Origin of the sequence: Candidatus Culexarchaeum yellowstonense (genome assembly GCF_024707025.1) — an archaeon.
Taxonomy (GTDB): Archaea; Thermoproteota; Methanomethylicia; order Culexarchaeales; family Culexarchaeaceae; genus Culexarchaeum.
Window position 1 is genome coordinate 1 of record NZ_JANGFQ010000026.1, and the last position, 15,704, is coordinate 15,704.

The 15,704-nt window shown below is 39.3% G+C and carries 17 protein-coding genes; 12 read left to right on the forward strand and 5 right to left on the reverse strand.

The genetic code is table 11. The features are described from left to right. The coding region (locus MRT15_RS05230) for a hypothetical protein (RefSeq protein ID WP_304328585.1) at nt 1-316 on the forward strand (316 nt) is incomplete at its 5' end. Between the two features lie 174 nt (nt 317-490). Here the strand turns inward: MRT15_RS05230 and MRT15_RS05235 are convergent. Next, a complete protein-coding gene (locus MRT15_RS05235) occupies nt 491-988 on the reverse strand; it encodes a PaREP1 family protein (protein WP_304328587.1) in 498 nt (165 codons plus the stop codon). Between the two features lie 385 nt (nt 989-1,373). Between MRT15_RS05235 and MRT15_RS05240 the strand changes: the two genes are divergently transcribed. The 6 genes from MRT15_RS05240 (at nt 1,374) to MRT15_RS05265 (ending at nt 5,707) form a co-directional block, all read left to right on the forward strand. Beyond that, the gene (locus MRT15_RS05240; RefSeq protein ID WP_304328588.1) at nt 1,374-2,093 is read left to right on the forward strand and encodes a hypothetical protein; all 720 of its coding nucleotides are present in this window, start codon (nt 1,374-1,376) and stop codon (nt 2,091-2,093) included. A gap of 10 nt (nt 2,094-2,103) precedes the next feature. Further along, entirely contained in the window at nt 2,104-2,775 is a 672-nt protein-coding gene (locus MRT15_RS05245; protein ID WP_304328590.1) for a hypothetical protein, read from the forward strand. A gap of 89 nt (nt 2,776-2,864) precedes the next feature. Then, complete coding sequence (locus MRT15_RS05250; RefSeq protein ID WP_304328592.1) at nt 2,865-3,872, forward strand: S9 family peptidase; 1,008 nt, start codon at nt 2,865-2,867, stop codon at nt 3,870-3,872. A 68-nt stretch (nt 3,873-3,940) separates the two neighbouring features. Beyond that, nucleotides 3,941-4,378: an OsmC family protein gene (locus MRT15_RS05255; protein WP_304328594.1), complete on the forward strand. Its 438-nt coding sequence runs from the start codon at nt 3,941-3,943 to the stop codon at nt 4,376-4,378. Between the two features lie 45 nt (nt 4,379-4,423). Then, nucleotides 4,424-4,702 carry a lipoate protein ligase C-terminal domain-containing protein gene (locus MRT15_RS05260; RefSeq protein WP_304328596.1) on the forward strand — a complete coding sequence of 93 codons (279 nt, stop codon included), beginning with the start codon at nt 4,424-4,426 and terminating at the stop codon, nt 4,700-4,702. A 15-nt stretch (nt 4,703-4,717) separates the two neighbouring features. Beyond that, nucleotides 4,718-5,707 carry a radical SAM protein gene (locus tag MRT15_RS05265; protein WP_304328598.1) on the forward strand — a complete coding sequence of 330 codons (990 nt, stop codon included), beginning with the start codon at nt 4,718-4,720 and terminating at the stop codon, nt 5,705-5,707. A gap of 55 nt (nt 5,708-5,762) precedes the next feature. Here MRT15_RS05265 and MRT15_RS05270 read toward each other — a convergent pair whose 3' ends face one another. Beyond that, a complete protein-coding gene (locus MRT15_RS05270) occupies nt 5,763-7,199 on the reverse strand; it encodes a M20 family metallopeptidase (RefSeq protein ID WP_304328599.1) in 1,437 nt (478 codons plus the stop codon). Nucleotides 7,200-7,296: 97 nt separating this feature from the next. Between MRT15_RS05270 and MRT15_RS05275 the strand changes: the two genes are divergently transcribed. Next, nucleotides 7,297-8,361, forward strand: a complete 1,065-nt coding sequence (locus tag MRT15_RS05275) for a DUF711 family protein (RefSeq protein WP_304328601.1) — start codon at nt 7,297-7,299, stop codon at nt 8,359-8,361. On the opposite strand, the gene MRT15_RS05280 is transcribed toward MRT15_RS05275, so the two are convergent. Then, complete coding sequence (locus MRT15_RS05280) at nt 8,358-9,809, reverse strand: radical SAM protein (protein ID WP_304328602.1); 1,452 nt, start codon at nt 9,807-9,809, stop codon at nt 8,358-8,360. The two genes, MRT15_RS05275 and MRT15_RS05280, sit on opposite strands and share 4 nt — an antisense overlap. Before the next feature lie 136 nt (nt 9,810-9,945). Beyond that, complete coding sequence (locus MRT15_RS05285; RefSeq protein WP_304328604.1) at nt 9,946-10,386, reverse strand: hypothetical protein; 441 nt, start codon at nt 10,384-10,386, stop codon at nt 9,946-9,948. Between the two features lie 106 nt (nt 10,387-10,492). On the opposite strand from MRT15_RS05285, the gene MRT15_RS05290 reads away from it, so the two are divergent. The 3 genes from MRT15_RS05290 to MRT15_RS05300 are packed head-to-tail and all read left to right on the forward strand — an operon-like array spanning nt 10,493 to nt 13,990. Continuing rightward, complete coding sequence (locus MRT15_RS05290) at nt 10,493-11,587, forward strand: Xaa-Pro peptidase family protein (RefSeq protein ID WP_304328606.1); 1,095 nt, start codon at nt 10,493-10,495, stop codon at nt 11,585-11,587. A gap of 41 nt (nt 11,588-11,628) precedes the next feature. Further along, complete coding sequence (locus tag MRT15_RS05295) at nt 11,629-12,984, forward strand: M20/M25/M40 family metallo-hydrolase (RefSeq protein ID WP_304328608.1); 1,356 nt, start codon at nt 11,629-11,631, stop codon at nt 12,982-12,984. Nucleotides 12,985-13,009: 25 nt separating this feature from the next. After that, complete coding sequence (locus MRT15_RS05300; protein ID WP_304328610.1) at nt 13,010-13,990, forward strand: amidohydrolase family protein; 981 nt, start codon at nt 13,010-13,012, stop codon at nt 13,988-13,990. Between the two features lie 35 nt (nt 13,991-14,025). Here the strand turns inward: MRT15_RS05300 and MRT15_RS05305 are convergent, their stop codons facing one another. Then, on the reverse strand, nt 14,026-14,598 hold the full coding sequence (locus MRT15_RS05305) for a flavin reductase family protein (protein ID WP_304328612.1): 573 nt from the start codon (nt 14,596-14,598) through the stop codon (nt 14,026-14,028). A 46-nt stretch (nt 14,599-14,644) separates the two neighbouring features. Between MRT15_RS05305 and MRT15_RS05310 the strand changes: the two genes are divergently transcribed. After that, the coding region (locus MRT15_RS05310; protein ID WP_304328614.1) for a galactokinase family protein at nt 14,645-15,704 on the forward strand (1,060 nt) is incomplete at its 3' end.

Genomic DNA, 15,704 nt, shown 5'->3' on the forward strand with positions numbered 1-15,704 from the left:
AAGGGGGTTTATCATAAACATTGAAGATGTCATCCTATTCGACTACTGCAATGATACAGACATACACATATACGCCTATGCTGGTCTTGATTGTAAGATATCTTCATACAATTCATCGGGATTCTATCATCTAATTTACCACATGCACGATTATCTTCCAAAAACTTTGTATGCACGTATTGATTATACAGTTCATGCAATCATAAACCCATATGCCGAGATATGGTATAGCGAATACAAATACATAACCATTGGATTCCATGTAAAAGTCTATAGTGGAAGCGTAACAATTCCAATAACAATAATACCAGGGTAATGGGTTAAACACCACGTTAATTATACAATGTTTATTGGCTTTCCATGCTCCTTTCATTTTTACATAAATCTATTTTTAGTGGCTTATTAGTTGACGGTTCGGCTGTCATGATCCATTTAGATTTATGGATATTAGGTTCGATTGCTGTGAACTTGTATGAGGGGGGCTGAACCGTTATTCTTTGGTTGTGATTTTCCGTGCTTCTGTGATCATTTTCTCTATTTCTGTCACTCTCTCCTTTATGCTTTCAGAATCAAGTTTTGCTTCATGGAATCCCCATACATGTAGTGTCCATGCGGCATCCCATGAGTATATAAACCACTTCCCAAGTTTTTGAGAAATCCTCCTAACTGCTTTATCGAGTTCTGTGGCAGTCCATCTACCCCTCTTCTCTACAGTATCGAGGATGTCGTTCAAGTTGAAGTGCACTGTAAGGGCCTTCACAGTCTCTTCAGCAGCTTTATACAACTTCTCACTAGCCTGAACAGGATCCTTATCGATGAAGTTTATGCCCTCCTCAAAATACCTTAAAGCAAGCTCAATATGGGAATCAACAACAATCTTAGGGTCTAAATTTAAATACTTAGCCAAAAGGTCAATAATAAGTGGTTCAGCATCAAACCCCTTCCTTTTCAACTCTTCAAGAAGCTTCTTCGGAACAACTATGCTCATGGTTAGAACCCAAAATTATTTATCCACACTGCCAGCTTAATAAGCTTCCCCCAACATTGGCATATCTACCTAAAAATTATTGACCAAACCTATTTGAGTAAAATGACGGCTAAAATTTTGATTTCAGTCAAACTTCCACTTCATAATATATTCACTTACAAAAATGCTTCGCAATTCCTATATAAACCACACCACTATATGTGGCAGTTCCTGATAGGCGATTTTGGTCAGTCGATATATATATTGGTTTTTGCACAATATTTTCGAGGTGTTCCCTAAATGAAAGGGGTTAGAAACACCTCACTACTATATACAATACCGCTAATAGCGATCTTCACAATACCCATCTTCTGCGGAAACGTTTATGCCGTGATACAAGCGAGTAGTGGCGGCACTGAAGTTATATGGAGCCACATATATCCCCCCATCTGGAGGGACGTATCATTACCACACAATAGGCTACTTTGCATGGGCTGCCCGTTGGAAGGACTCCTTTAGTCATGAGGGTCTTGGGGAGATATACATGGGTGGTAGTGAGGGAACAACATCATGGTATTGTGGAGGACAACAATGGTGGTCACAACCAAACCAAATAATGTATAAAATAGAAGTAATAAAAATAAAAGATTTAACAAACCAAACAGAATACACAGACCCGAAAGTCTTAAGGGCTGTACGTTTCCAAAACGGCGAAGTAGTACCTCAAGGTTCAGAAGTCGTAGATGAAATTGTTGATTTATTATTGGATGTTATTCAAACAGTATCGGGATTTTCATTCCCAAATCCATTCAAACTACTCTCAAGCTCCACGAAAGTTAGCGATGCAGATCGTGAAATTACGGTTTATGGTTGTGGAAGCCTAAGTGAGTTTTCAGTTGATGTTAGGTTCCGGGCAGCTTATGGAGGGCTTTTAGATACGCATACTTATGAGGTTACTTGTAGGTTGACTTGGTGTGCGTCGTTTTCTATTTGGGTTGAGGGCGGTCTTCAGGGGAGGAACCCAATTGAGGGGGAGGGCATAATATCTCCAGAAAGTGGACAAGCAGTAGACATAGCATATGCATACGCCACAATAGACATAAAATTCACAGTTACACCAAAATAAAGTGATCACTATGAGGAAATACATAAACAGAAAATACATAACCATCTTTTCAATAATAATCGTAGCAATAATTTTGTTGTACAACTTTTTTACATGCCCACGTTACCTAACTCCAATTGGATTAGAATCTTTCAATGGATCCCTAATCTGGTATAGAGGTTACGTGTCTAACTATACGGTAGTTCACTATAGTAATCCTTTCTTAGGAGAAGCGGATTTTGGAATAATCACGCTATTTTTCTGGAAATATAATGATTCGGTGAGGAAGTGTATTAGATCAGCGGATGTTGATGTTAAGAAAATAGGTGAGAAAACATATAATCCATTAATAAAGGGCTTTGCAGTTACTATTGAAGGGGTTAGCTTATTTGCTTATATCAATGATACCAATATTGACCTATATGCCACTGGCTCCTTTGGTGGCGTAGGGTTTTCCCCTATTTCTAACATTTTAACTTTTTCTTTTCGTATTGAAAGCCCTTGCAATTATGTTCCAAAGAAGCTATACGTACGCATTGACTATGCAGTTCATGCAATCATAAACCCATACGTTGAAGTACGATACCAATATTATGAACATGGGCTCTTCCCAGAAACTGAAATACTAGAGATAATCTCTGGTTTTCATATGAAAATACATAGTGGAAGCGTAACTATGCCAATAATCGTAAAGCCAGAATAGCGGGGAACTCATATATCATTTCCTTGATTCTTTTTCTCATGTTTTAGAAACGCTTTTAGGTTTATTGCTTATACTTGGTATTGATTGCTATGTCAGAGGATTTGAGGATGATTTTGGAAGAATTGAGGCAGATGCGTGAATCTTTGATGCATATGTTCTTGGCTTTGGATAAGCGTATTGACGATGTTTTGTGGTATAATATGCTTGGGGATGTTGCAAGGATATTTAAGTTTAGGATGGTTGGTCCTCCTCCAAGTAAGGTTCAAAAGCCGAATGCTCCTGGGGCTAGGAATCCAGTGATATTCTGGAGTTACGTATTCCTACCGAAGGATCTTGATAAAAGTCAGAAGTATCCATTGATAGTCTTACCTCATGGTGGAGTTCATGCAAATATGAGTACTGCTTCAGCGAATATTGTTAGGGAGTTGTTGGCTCAAGGATACTTGGTGGTGGCTCCAGAGTATCGTGGTAGTACTGGTTATGGGAAAGCCTTCTATGAATTGATAGATTATGGTGGATTGGAGATTGAGGATACCCATGCAGCTAGGAATTGGATGGTGGAAAACTGTAGGTATGTTGATCCCAATAGGATTGGAATTGTGGGTTGGAGTCATGGTGGACTTCATGCTCTAATGAACATATTCTTCTATCCAGACGATTATAAGGTTGCATATGCTGGTGTTCCCGTTAGCGATTTGATAATGAGGATGGGCTATAAGGGGCAGAATTATAGAGACTTGTTTATCGCCAATTATCACGTTGGCGTGGATGTCTGTGATAATGTTGAGGAGTATAGGCGTAGATCTCCAGTGCACTATGTTGATAGACTTAAAACTCCACTATTAATTCACACGACAACCAATGATGAGGATGTAAACTACCTTGAGGTTTTAAACCTTATAAATGCACTTAAAGCCGCTGGCAAGGAGTTTGAGTATAAAATATTTAAGGAAGCTCCTGGAGGACACTCCTTCAATAGAATTGACACATTGTTTGCAAGGGAAGTTAGAGCGGAAGTCTACAGTTTCCTAGCAAAGTATTTGCATCCAAAACGTCCATTGACATCTGCTGATGAGTTGAATCCATTCGAATTATAAATCCCATATCAATACCCCTTATTTTTGTAAGGGTAAAACTTAAATTGAAGTATTACTATTGTCATTTTATGAGCGAATTCGTTTTCGAGGGTAGAGCAGCATTATCCTCAGGTGTGAAATCAAAAGTTTTTGTTGATGATAGGGAGATTGCAACGATAAGTCCTCCTGTGGAATTTGGTGGTGAGAGAGGGTATCCCACACCGGAAAATCTCTTCGCAGCAGCTCTTGCTTCATGTATGAACACCCTCTTCCTATTAATAGCGGGTAACTCAAAACTCGGTATACAAAGCCTTGAGACAATAGCAAAAGTTAACATGCGTGTGGAAGGTTTGGAGAAGATAATTTTTACGAAAATAGATTTCACAATAAATGTTAAGTTGCTTAAGGATACTAAGTGGGAGCGTGAGAAAGCCTACTCCTGCTTTGAAATTGCGCAAAGGATATGCCCAATAAGGCAATCTTGGGGTGAAGCAGTCCCAATAACCTTCCATCTAAACATACTGTGATAAGCTTCATATACTCCCCCTCAAATCTTTTTATGGTGTCCCCCATTGAAGTTTAAAGGAGTTTATAAAGCTACGAAACTAATTAAAGTTTCCATGGAAGTTGATAATGGCATTATAAAAAGTATTAGGATTACTGGTGATTTCTTCATGTATCCGGAGGATGCTATTAGAGGGTTGGAGAATACATTGATCGGTGCAAAATTGGATGCTGTTGAGTTGGAGGGGAGGATTTCAAAATTCCTCTCAGAGGGGTCTGTGGAGTTTCCCATGATGACTGCCAGAGATATTGTTAATGCAATACTTTCAGCTAAACCTGAAGGGTAGAGGTGTACACTGGTATTGCTGGATTATATTAGGGTATCCATTGGTACCGCTGCTAAACTGGGTTTACTGAGAATTAGGGTTTTAGCTGAACCCACAACAGCGTACCTCATGACCTTTACTGATGGTAGGTGTATGGCTAATTGCGCATTTTGTACTCAAGCTAGGGGTAGCAAGTCCGACCCAGAATACTTATCCAGAGTTACTTGGCCAAAATTCAAATTCAATGATGTTCTAAATGCAATTAAACATGCTAATGGATTTAGACGAATATGCATTCAAACCCTAATATATCCCGGATACGTTGAAGATACTGCAAACATAGTTTCAAATATAAGAAAGGTCACTAATCTGCCAATATCAGTTTCAATACATCCTAGAAGTATTGATGATATTATCCTCTTAAAGAATTGTGGTGTTGATAGGATTGGGATAGGGGTTGATGCTGCATCTGAATTGGTGTTTAGGGAAGTGAAGAAGACTTTCTCTTGGGGTAAAACTATGGATATGGTTTTGAAGGCTGCGGAAATTATGGGTCCATATAAGGTTTCAGTACACTTAATCTATGGTTTAGGGGATTCCGATAAAGAATTCATATCCATGATTAATAGACTATACGAGTCTAAGATTAATGTTGGTCTATTTGCATTCACACCGATGGAGGGTACATCCATGGAAAATCATCCGAAACCAGATGTATCATCATATAGAGCCATACAGTTATCCCACTACCTATTAAAACATAATATGGCAAGCATGGATAACTTTGAATTCGATGATTCTGGAAGGCTTAAAGCAATAAACATCGATAAAACACTATTGGCTAGGGTTGTTGAAAGTGGTGAACCATTCAAAACGTCTGGGTGTCCAGACTGCAATAGACCATTCTACAATGAGTCTCCAGGTGAAACCATATACAACTATCCAACAATAGACATGGCTTTAACGGATTTATGGAAAATAAAATTACAATTAAAACACATACTTAACCATGGAAAAGAATTTTAACAAGGTATATTCATGAGCTTTATGGAGAAAAAAGGTTGAGAGTTTATTTTATGTTTTATTTTTTCCATGCGTCTAGTGGTGGTTTATGGTCTGGTGGTATTGGAGGTTTATACTTCCTACCCCTAAGTCTCTTGGCATGCTCTTCCTTCGCTTTTTGGAGTAGTTCAGGTGTTGTTAGTAGGTCTAATGCTGTTGCAGCCATCGTTTTTGCTGCAAATATTAATGATTTATGTCCTAGGCCAACACCGCTTTGAGCAACATTCTGCCATGAATGTCCAGGTGTCCCAAGAACCCATGTTGCTGTTCCAAATTCCACAGTCGGAGCCTTCCAACTTATCTCCGCCACATCCGTAGAGCCGTGGCTAATTTCCCCTTCACCCCATGGGTCTGGTATCTCATCATCCATCAATTTATCGATAAGCTTCTCCCATCCAGGCCTCTTAGACTTCTTAAGCTGATTTATCTTCTCCTCCAAACTTATAGTCTTAGCAATTTCTTGTGCAAACTTAATATCCTCATCACTATACTTCGGCAAACCAATCAGCCTCATATTCTTAACTACAACTTCAGCAAGCGTTCTATTTGGTATCTTGTTATGTAATCCCTCTATTAACTCCACTTTGTATTGTGTTTGTGTCATTAGTGCTGCCCCCTTAGCTATATCCAGAATCCAATTATAGATTTCCTCAACTTGCTCCCTCTCAGGAGCCCTAACATAATACCAACTCCTAGCATATGGAGGCACAATATTAGGCTGATCCCCACCCTTCTCAATCACATAATGAATCCTAGCATCCTGAATAATATGTTCACGCATATAGTTGACACCAATATTCATAAGCTCAACAGCATCAAGAGCACTCCTACCAGCCTCAGGACTACCACCAGCATGAGAAGCCCTACCATAAAAATGAAATCTAGCGGAGTTTATTGCCAAGCAACTCATTAATGTTGCTCCATTCATCGTGCTTGGGTGATGACCTATTGCTGCATCTACATCATCGAAATATCCATCTCTAACCATGTATAGTTTCCCACTGTAATTCTCTTCTGCTGGGCATCCATAGAATCTAATGGTGCCACTAATGCCAAATTTCTCCATAGCATATCTAACTGCAATAGCCGCTGCTAAGCCACTTGCACCGTAAATGTTGTGTCCACAACCATGACCAGGAGCTCCCTCAACTAATGGTTCCCTCCATGGAACCCTCTTCTGTGATAATCCTGGTAATGCATCATATTCGCCTAAAATTGCAATTACTGGTTTCCCACTTCCCCATTCAGCCATGAATGCTGTTGGCATACCAGCAATGCCACGTTTAACTCTAAAACCATGCTTCTCCAACTCATCAGCCAACAAACTAGAAGACTTAAACTCCACAAGACCAAGCTCAGCAAACTCCCAAACCAAATCAGAAACCTCAACAAAACGCCCCTCATACTTATCAATAATGCTTAAAGCATACTCCTTTTCCTTTGTCATTGTTGTCATTTTTGGTCCTCATGTTATAGGTTATCTTCCACCCCTTTTATCGCTTTCGTTTAGCAACTCTTTTTAATTGTGTTGTGGATTTTATTTTGTGGTTTGTTTGAGGGTTAGGAGTTTAACTTTCCTCATTCCATCGAAATTTCTAAAGGATTTCTCTGCAATTTCCGGATTTGTATGGGATGTTGTTGGTGAAGCTTCTAAAAGTTTTGGTTTGGATGTTTGGACTTTGAGGTTGGCTGTTGATCCGCAGAGTTTTAGGAATCTGCCTGAATTAGTGGAGTTTTTGGATGATGTTTCTGAGCCATTCAATTATTATGCAATTCCATTAATGTGTAATTCATCTCTAAATGTGGATTACGTTGTGGATTTACTTGGGGGTTTTGATAAGCTATTCATATCCTTGTATGGGGGTTTGGATCAGCTTAGAGTGTTTAGGGATTTGTTGATAACTATTAGGAGGAAGCTTCCATTGGAGGCTTTCGTGAAGGTTTCATTTTCAGTGGGTGGAAACATTATTACGCCATATTTCCCATCGGCTTCTGCTGGAATTAGCCCAATGCTTTCAGCTTCATTACTATATGTTAAAACTTTGATTGAAGGTTTGAATAATGGTGTTCCAATTTTGAATACTATTTTGGATTGTGTTAAGCGTGTTAAGGGGTTTATAACGTATTTGGCTGAGTGTTTCAAGTTTCCATTGGTGGGTTTGGATTTATCCATATCTCCATGGATGGATGAGAGTGTTGTTGATCTCTTGGAGGTTTTTGGTAATGTTAGGTTTGGGGATGTTGGAACTTTGAAATCCATTTATGATGTTAATGGGGTTTTGAAGCATGCTGCTTCAATGGAGCCTTCTTCCATTGGGTTTAATGAACTCATGCTTCCATATGCTGAGGATTCGAAGCTTATGCAATTGGGTTTTGAGGGTAAGCTTTCAGCTTACGATCTGTTGCGATACTCCTCCATTTGCGTTGCAGGGTTTGATATGGCTGTTCTTCCAAGAATGGATTATGATCTCCTCACCAGATTCCTCCTAGACGTTTACTCAACTTTAAGTGTTAAGGGTAAGCCTAATGGGATTAGGGTTGTTTTAAGTGATGGTGATTATGGTGATGTTGCTGATTTAGGCTTCTTAGGGAAAGCTCCAGTTATGAAGTTAATTTAATTTGCATGAACCTTCACTTTACCTTCAACGGTTATATGCATTTCCCCTAGAATTTTCTCGTATTGTTCAGAGTTGTATATGCATCCTGGATCTGGTGCTAGTATGTCTTTGAAGTATGCGTATGCCCTTGCTCTACATCCACCACAAATATATCTAAAGCTACATTTACCGCAATTCTCCCTTAAAATGTCTTTGCTTTGGAAGGCTGATAGTATTGGCGTATTATTCCATATATCCCTAAACCTCTTCTCCCTAATGTTTCCAAGGATTATGTCTGGTATGAAGACGCATGGAGTTACATCTCCATTTGGTTGTAGTGCACAATATATTCTCCCAGCACCACATCCACCAATGAATTCAGCCAAATAGTTGAGTCCAGCTACTGCTGGACCTGCATAGAAGTGTACTGGGCTTATGCATACTCCATGCGACTTTTGAATTACAACTCTAGCATATTGAGGAGCTGTGGAGAGGACTTCTATACCATAATCCTTCATTGCCTCATATAGTGTTGTTAGGAATTCTTCCCTCTCCCATGGATCTAAATCCTCCTTAACTATCCATTCCCCCCTCCCCACTGGTATGAAATTGAAGAATATCACCCTCTTTACACCCAAATCCCTTGCTAAACTAATTATCTCCCTACATTCCCCATAATTCCTCTTTAAGGCTGTTATGGCTATTCCAGTGAATATCTCATTTTTCACGCAATTCTTTATCCCCTCCACAGCCTTCTTCCATGCTCCATTAACCCCTCTAAATTCATCATGTTTAGCTGGGTTTGCTGAGTCTAAGCTTACTTCAACATAGTTTATCCCAATCTCCCTCATCTTCTTTGCAACTTCATCTGTTATTGTAGTTCCATTGGTTGCCACTGCAGTGTAGAATCCTCTGTTCACAGCTTCCTTTGCCACTTGGAAGAAGTGTGGGTGTATGAGTGGTTCTCCCCCTGAGAAGGCTATTGCCGATACCCCTGCCTCCTCCAGTTGCCTCAATGCATCCATCTTCTCTTCGAGTGTCAATTCCCCCTCCATTATTGATGATGCATTCTGGTAGCAGTGTTTGCATTTAAGGTTGCATAGGTTTGTGAAATTCCATACCACTAGGAATGGTGAATCCAGTTTTTGTGGTACAGTTACCCCATATTTCCCTAGGCTCCTCAAAATTACTTCTAGCCCCCTCCTCAACGCTTTATTCTTGAATAGCTTTTTAGCTTCCCCCTCATTTACCTTCATTATTTTTGCTCCTAAGCTTATAATTTCGGAGATTATTGATGAAGCTATTTTTAGAGTTAAGTTTTCTGCTTCCTCCTCCCCAGAATATATTGTTAATGCATGGTTTAATAGTGATCTACCATTATACTCGTGTGTTGACAGGAATCTTATTATTGGCCTTATTATTGGGCTTCCGAAAATTGTTCTTATAAGTATGATGTTTTCCGTTGACATTCCTTCAATTTTATGATTGGCTTTTCTCGGATAAAAATTTACTTATTTCTGGGTTTCCTATATTTCCACATAAAAATTTAGTTCAAAAAACCAACTCTACTCCTCTTACCCTATTTATCTTCTATTTTCCATTCATCTATCTTCTAGTTCTTCTCCCCTCAAATCTTCTAGGGCCTGGTCTCCCTCTACCGAATCTACTTTCCCTCCTCTCTTCTTGCTCGTATTGTACGAGTGAGAGGTTGTTTTCTGTGTTTACTTCTATTTCTGGTGCATTTTCCACTGTTTCGAAGCTTCCATATCTTCCAACATTTAACCTCATGCTACCTCTGAATAGGCTTACGAATCCGTTCTTTATCTTTATTACCATTCCCTCATCTACTCTGTCTATGGCGTCATCCCATAGTGTTAGGTATATTGCTCCAGTTTCGTCTCCAACTAGTATGTCTGCAACTCTGTGTGCTCCGCCACTAACCATTCTGGGTTCGCCCTTCGATGCCACTTTAACTATTATGTTTACGCTTCTGGTGTTTGGCTTCAGTTGCTCTACTTTTGACAGGCCCTCTTCTTCAGAGCTCATATTTCGAGTTCACCTCAATTAACCCCCTATACGCTTTTATTTAAGGGTTTTGGTTTGGAAAGCTATTTCTATTTTTAATGTTAAATATTTGTTTTTGGTGGTGTACTTGATTGACCTTTTTAAGGCGAGGTGTGATGAGATTGTTGGGAAGCTTGAGGGTGAGGGCATTGATGGTCTCCTACTATTTCCAGGTGCAAATCTATACTACTTCACTGGTGTAAATATTGGTTTGTCTGAGAGGCTTACAGCTGCCTACATATGTGCGGATGGAGATTCATTTATTTTGGTTCCAAAGCTTGAGGAGGAGCTTAGGGGGCAACGTACATGGATAAGTAGGATTGAGGTTTGGGATGAGGATGAAGATGCCATTGAAATATTGTCTAAGCTTATTGTTGAGTGTAAACCTAGATTTGGCGTTATAGGTTTATGTGAAGATGCCCCTTGGGGGTGGGTTAATAAGCTTCAATCAAAGCTTAATGGAGTACACTTCATTGATGTCTCCAGCATGGTTTATGGTATGAGGATGATTAAGAGTGAATGGGAATTGGAGAATATTAGGAGGGCATGTGAAATATCTGATAAGGCTGTTGAAACAGTCCTTCAAAGCCTATCTGAAGGTGTTACTGAGCTTGAGTTAAGCCATATTTGTGCATCTAAGATGAGGGAGCTTGGAGCTACACCTCAATTCTCCACAGTCCTATTTGGAGCAAAGTCGGCTCTACCCCATGGATACTCTGGATTTTCAAAGTTGAGGAGGGGGGATGTTGTTTTAATAGATGCTGGTTGCTCTGTTAATGGATACTTCTCAGACATAACTAGAACCGTAGTTTTTGGTTCACCCAGCGAATTTCAGAGTAAAGTTTGGGATATAGTTTATAAGGCTAATAGGTATGCTATTAGCAAAATTAAGCCTGGCGTAACATGTGGTGAAGCTGACTCCTTTGCTAGGAGTATTATTGAAGGTGAAGGTTTTGGTAAGTACTTCACGCATAGGCTTGGTCATGGAGTTGGATTGCAAGTTCATGAACCGCCATACCTCGTTAAGGGGGGTGGGCTGGAATTGAAGCCTGGTATGGTTTTCACAGTGGAGCCTGGAATATATTTGAAGGGTGAGTTTGGGGTTAGAATAGAGGATACTGTGGTGTGCACTGAGGATGGATGTAGATCTCTAACCAACTTTAAGCGTTCCATAACACCATAAGCTACCAAACCTTTAAAAACAATTTATTTCAATATATTTTCATGCTTAACACGGTTTTCAATTATATTGATGAGAATTTTGAGAAGTTCATATCTGATTTGAAGGAGATTTGTAGGATTCCATCCATTGCAGCTCAGAATGTTGGTATAGTGGAGGCTGTGGATAAGCTTAGGGTTATGTTTGAGGATGCTGGTTTAAATGTTAGGGTTTTGAACGTGGATAAGGGTAATCCACTATTATATGCTGAGTATAAGCCTAGATCCTACAAGAAGACGCTACTATTCTATAATCATTATGATGTTCAACCGCCAGATCCACTGGATTTGTGGGTGACACCGCCATTTGAGCCAAGTATAAGGGATGGGAAGATATTTGCTAGGGGTGTTGCGGATAATAAGGGGAATATAATTGCAAGATTGAAGGCTGTGGAGTCCATGTTGAATGTTTTTGGTGATTTACCCATAGCAGTTAAATTTGTTGTTGAGGGGGAGGAGGAGATTGGAAGCCCCTCACTTCCAAGTTATGTTAAGAGTTATGGTAACATGTTTTCAGCAGATGCTGGTATATGGGAGTTTGGTTATAGGGATGTGAGTGGCCGTCCAGTTATTACATTGGGTGTTAGGGGTATTGCGTACTTTGAATTTAGAGTGAAGGGTCCGAGGGTGGATGTTCATAGTGGTGAAGCTGCCATCATACCTAACCCTGCTTGGAGGCTCATATACTTCTTGAATAGTTTGCGTGGTGATGATGGTAGGATATTGATAGATGGGTTCTATGATGATCTAAAGCCAGTTGAGAGGGAGGATGAGGAGCTTTTAAAGAGCATACCATTCAATGATGAAGAGATTATCAAGAGGCTTGGTATAAGGGGGTTTGTGGGTGGCGTTAGGGGGTTTGAAGCTTTAAAATCCATGCTATTCAATCCAACTTGCAATATTGATGGGCTGTATTCAGGATACATTGGTCAAGGTTCAAAGACGATAATACCAAGCTATGCCATGGCTAAAGTGGATTTCAGACTTCCACCTGGATTAACTTGTCAAAGTCTTTTGGAGAAGCTTAAGAGGCATATGGATAAGTATGGTTTCAATGATATTGAAGTCACGCTATTATCTGGGTATGAAGCTGCAAAAACTGATTTGAAAGCTGAGATAGTTAAAGTGGCTTTATCTTCGGCAAGGGAGATTTACGGTTTAGAACCCATAGTCTACCCAATATCCTCTGGTAGTGGTCCAATGTATCTCTTCGTAAATGAGCTTAAAATACCAATGGTTTCTGTGGGTGTGGGATATCATGAATCCAACAACCACTCGCCAAATGAGAATATAAGATTGGAAGATTTCAAGCTTGGCATTAAACATATAGTTAAGATAATTGATATGATGGGGAGAATGTAATTTAGAGCTTATGGGTTGAGTTGAAATGAGCATTGATGTTCACAATCACTTCTATCCACCACAATATATTGAAGAATTGAAGATTGGTGGAGGCTACGCATCCATCGAATTCAATGGGCATGGAAATTTGATCATAAGGTATGAGGGGGATTACAATGTGGTGGTTAAACCGCACATTGATGTCTTGGAGAGGATTAAGGTTATGGATAAGTATGGTATAGATATGCAGATACTAACTTTAACTACTCCTGGCGTTGAAAGGGAACCTGTGGATAGGGGGGTTAAATTGGCTAAAATAGTTAATGATTCGTTTTCAGAGATTGTTGAGAAGTATCCGGATAGGTTTAGGGCTCTTGCAATTTTACCATTGCAATCCCCAGAAATGGCTTTGGAGGAATTTAGGAGGGCAATTTTGGATTTGGGGCTGAATGGTGCCATAATATTCTCAAACATTAATGGTAAACCTCTTGATTCAAGGGAATTCTGGCCAATATATGGTGAAGCTGAAAGGCTGGGTTTCCCATTATTCATACATCCCACATCCCCAATAAACTTCAAGTTCATGGAGGATTATAGGATTGTGCCAATGTTCGGTTTTCCAGTGGACACCAGCTTAGCAGTTTTAAGGTTAATTTTAAGTGGAGTTATGGAGAGGTTTCCTTCATTGAAGATTGTTGTTGCACATCTTGGAGGGGTTTTACCATACATTATTGGTAGAATAGATACTTGTATTCAAGCATACCCTGAAGCTAAGAAGGTTATTAATAAGCCAGCATCAGCATATCTCAAAAATATATATTTTGACTCCATATGCTACAACAACAATATATTAAAGTTTTCATGCGGGTTTCTAGGTGCCAATAAAATAATGCTTGGAACAGATTTCCCACACCAAATAACTGATATTGAAAATGCTGTTTGGAGAGTGAAGCAGTTGGGGGTAAGCGGGGAAGAAGAGAAGATGATTCTTGGAGAGAATGCCATTAAAGTTTTCAAAATAAATTGAAAGTGAAATTGTTTTCACTGCAATATTTCTTTAAATCATTTTGTTTCATGCTTCTCTAGTGTTTTTGCCATTATGAATTGACCTACTCTATGGAAGCCTTTACCCCAATTGTGTAATGGTACTGGGTTATCCCTAATATTCCATCCCGTTTTCTGGTTGAAGTATTTTGGGTTTGCCTTTGCATTTACAACTTGCCCTATAAATAGTGTGACATCATTTGATTCAACTTTATCCCATAATTCACATTCGAGGACTGCTATGGCATCTTCAACTATTGGAACTGTTAATTCATCACCTTCCACAGCCTTCAATATCTTGGTTTTATCCATCTCCCTACCACTAACAGTTCCAACTGTATACAGCTCGTTAACTCTATCTATTGGGAGCACATTCACTGAAAACTGCCTATATTCACGTATCAATTCATTGGTTAAACTCCCCTTACCTATGGCTACGCAGACTAGTGGGGGTTCTTCACCCATGGGTGTAACCCAGCTTGCAGCCATGAAATTCACTTTCTCACCAAACTTCCCAGAACCTATAACATATGCTGGTCTTGGATGCAATATCAAATAGAATTTATCCAAATCAATCTTCTCCAACTCCATATTATTCACAATAAATTTCTATAAAACTTCACCTTATATCATTATTGTGGATGTAAGTGAAATTCGCCGTAAATTGATTTCACATCTCCCCTCCAATGCAAATTTTAAACCAGTTTTCGTGTCCAGTCCTGGTAGAGTTGACTTCTTGAATACCCATCAAGATTATAAGGGTTTACCAGTAGTTCCAGTTGCCATTAATCTTAGATGTTATGTGGCTGGTGTTAGGGGTTGTGGTGGAGTTGTAAATTTCACTTCACTAAATATTCCCAATGGTTTTGATAGTTTCAGTATTGGTGATTTCAATCTTATTGGTGGTGGATGGTTTGGGGATTATGTTAGAGCTGTTTTCAAGTCCATGGAGGATTTCGGCTTCAAACTAAATGGCATTAATATTGTTTTGTGGAGTGAGATACCCATGGGTTCCGGTCTTGCAAGTAGTGCTGCCCTTGAAGTTTCAATAATTAAGCTTGTATCCGAAATTTATGGGTTGAATCTAGATAGGCATAGGATTGCTGAGTTGGCTTACTTCGCTGAGCATGATGTTATGGGTATTCCTTGTGGTAGATTGGATCAGTATGCATGTTCTTATGGTGGAGTAATTCTACTAGATCCTAAGCCTCCATGCACCATTGAGCATCTACCCCATGAAGACTTAATTTTCGTGGTTGTGGATTCAGGGGTTCATAGGAGGATTTTCAATGTTCACCCAGTTAGACAGGCTGAGCTTAATGAAGCTTTAAGGATATTGTTATTTGAGGTTGGTGTTGATGAGAATTTGAAGTCTAAGCTTTCAACATCCTATGATAGAGTTTCATGGCATTTAATTTCTGAGGAGGCTCTCAAACCATACTTGAATTCCATACCCAAAAAGCTTGCCAATAGACTCATATTCACAATTAAAATGAATAAGTCCACAATTTACGCTGTGAATTTAATTAAGGGGGTGATTAAACCTAGATTTGAAGATCTTAGTAGAATTATGAATTTAGAGTGTCATGTGGATTTTGAAGATAAATTGAGTTTGCTTGGTTTAATAGTTAATTATCAGCATGAACTTTTGAGGGATTACTATGATGTTAGTCTACCAATACTTGAGGATATTAGGA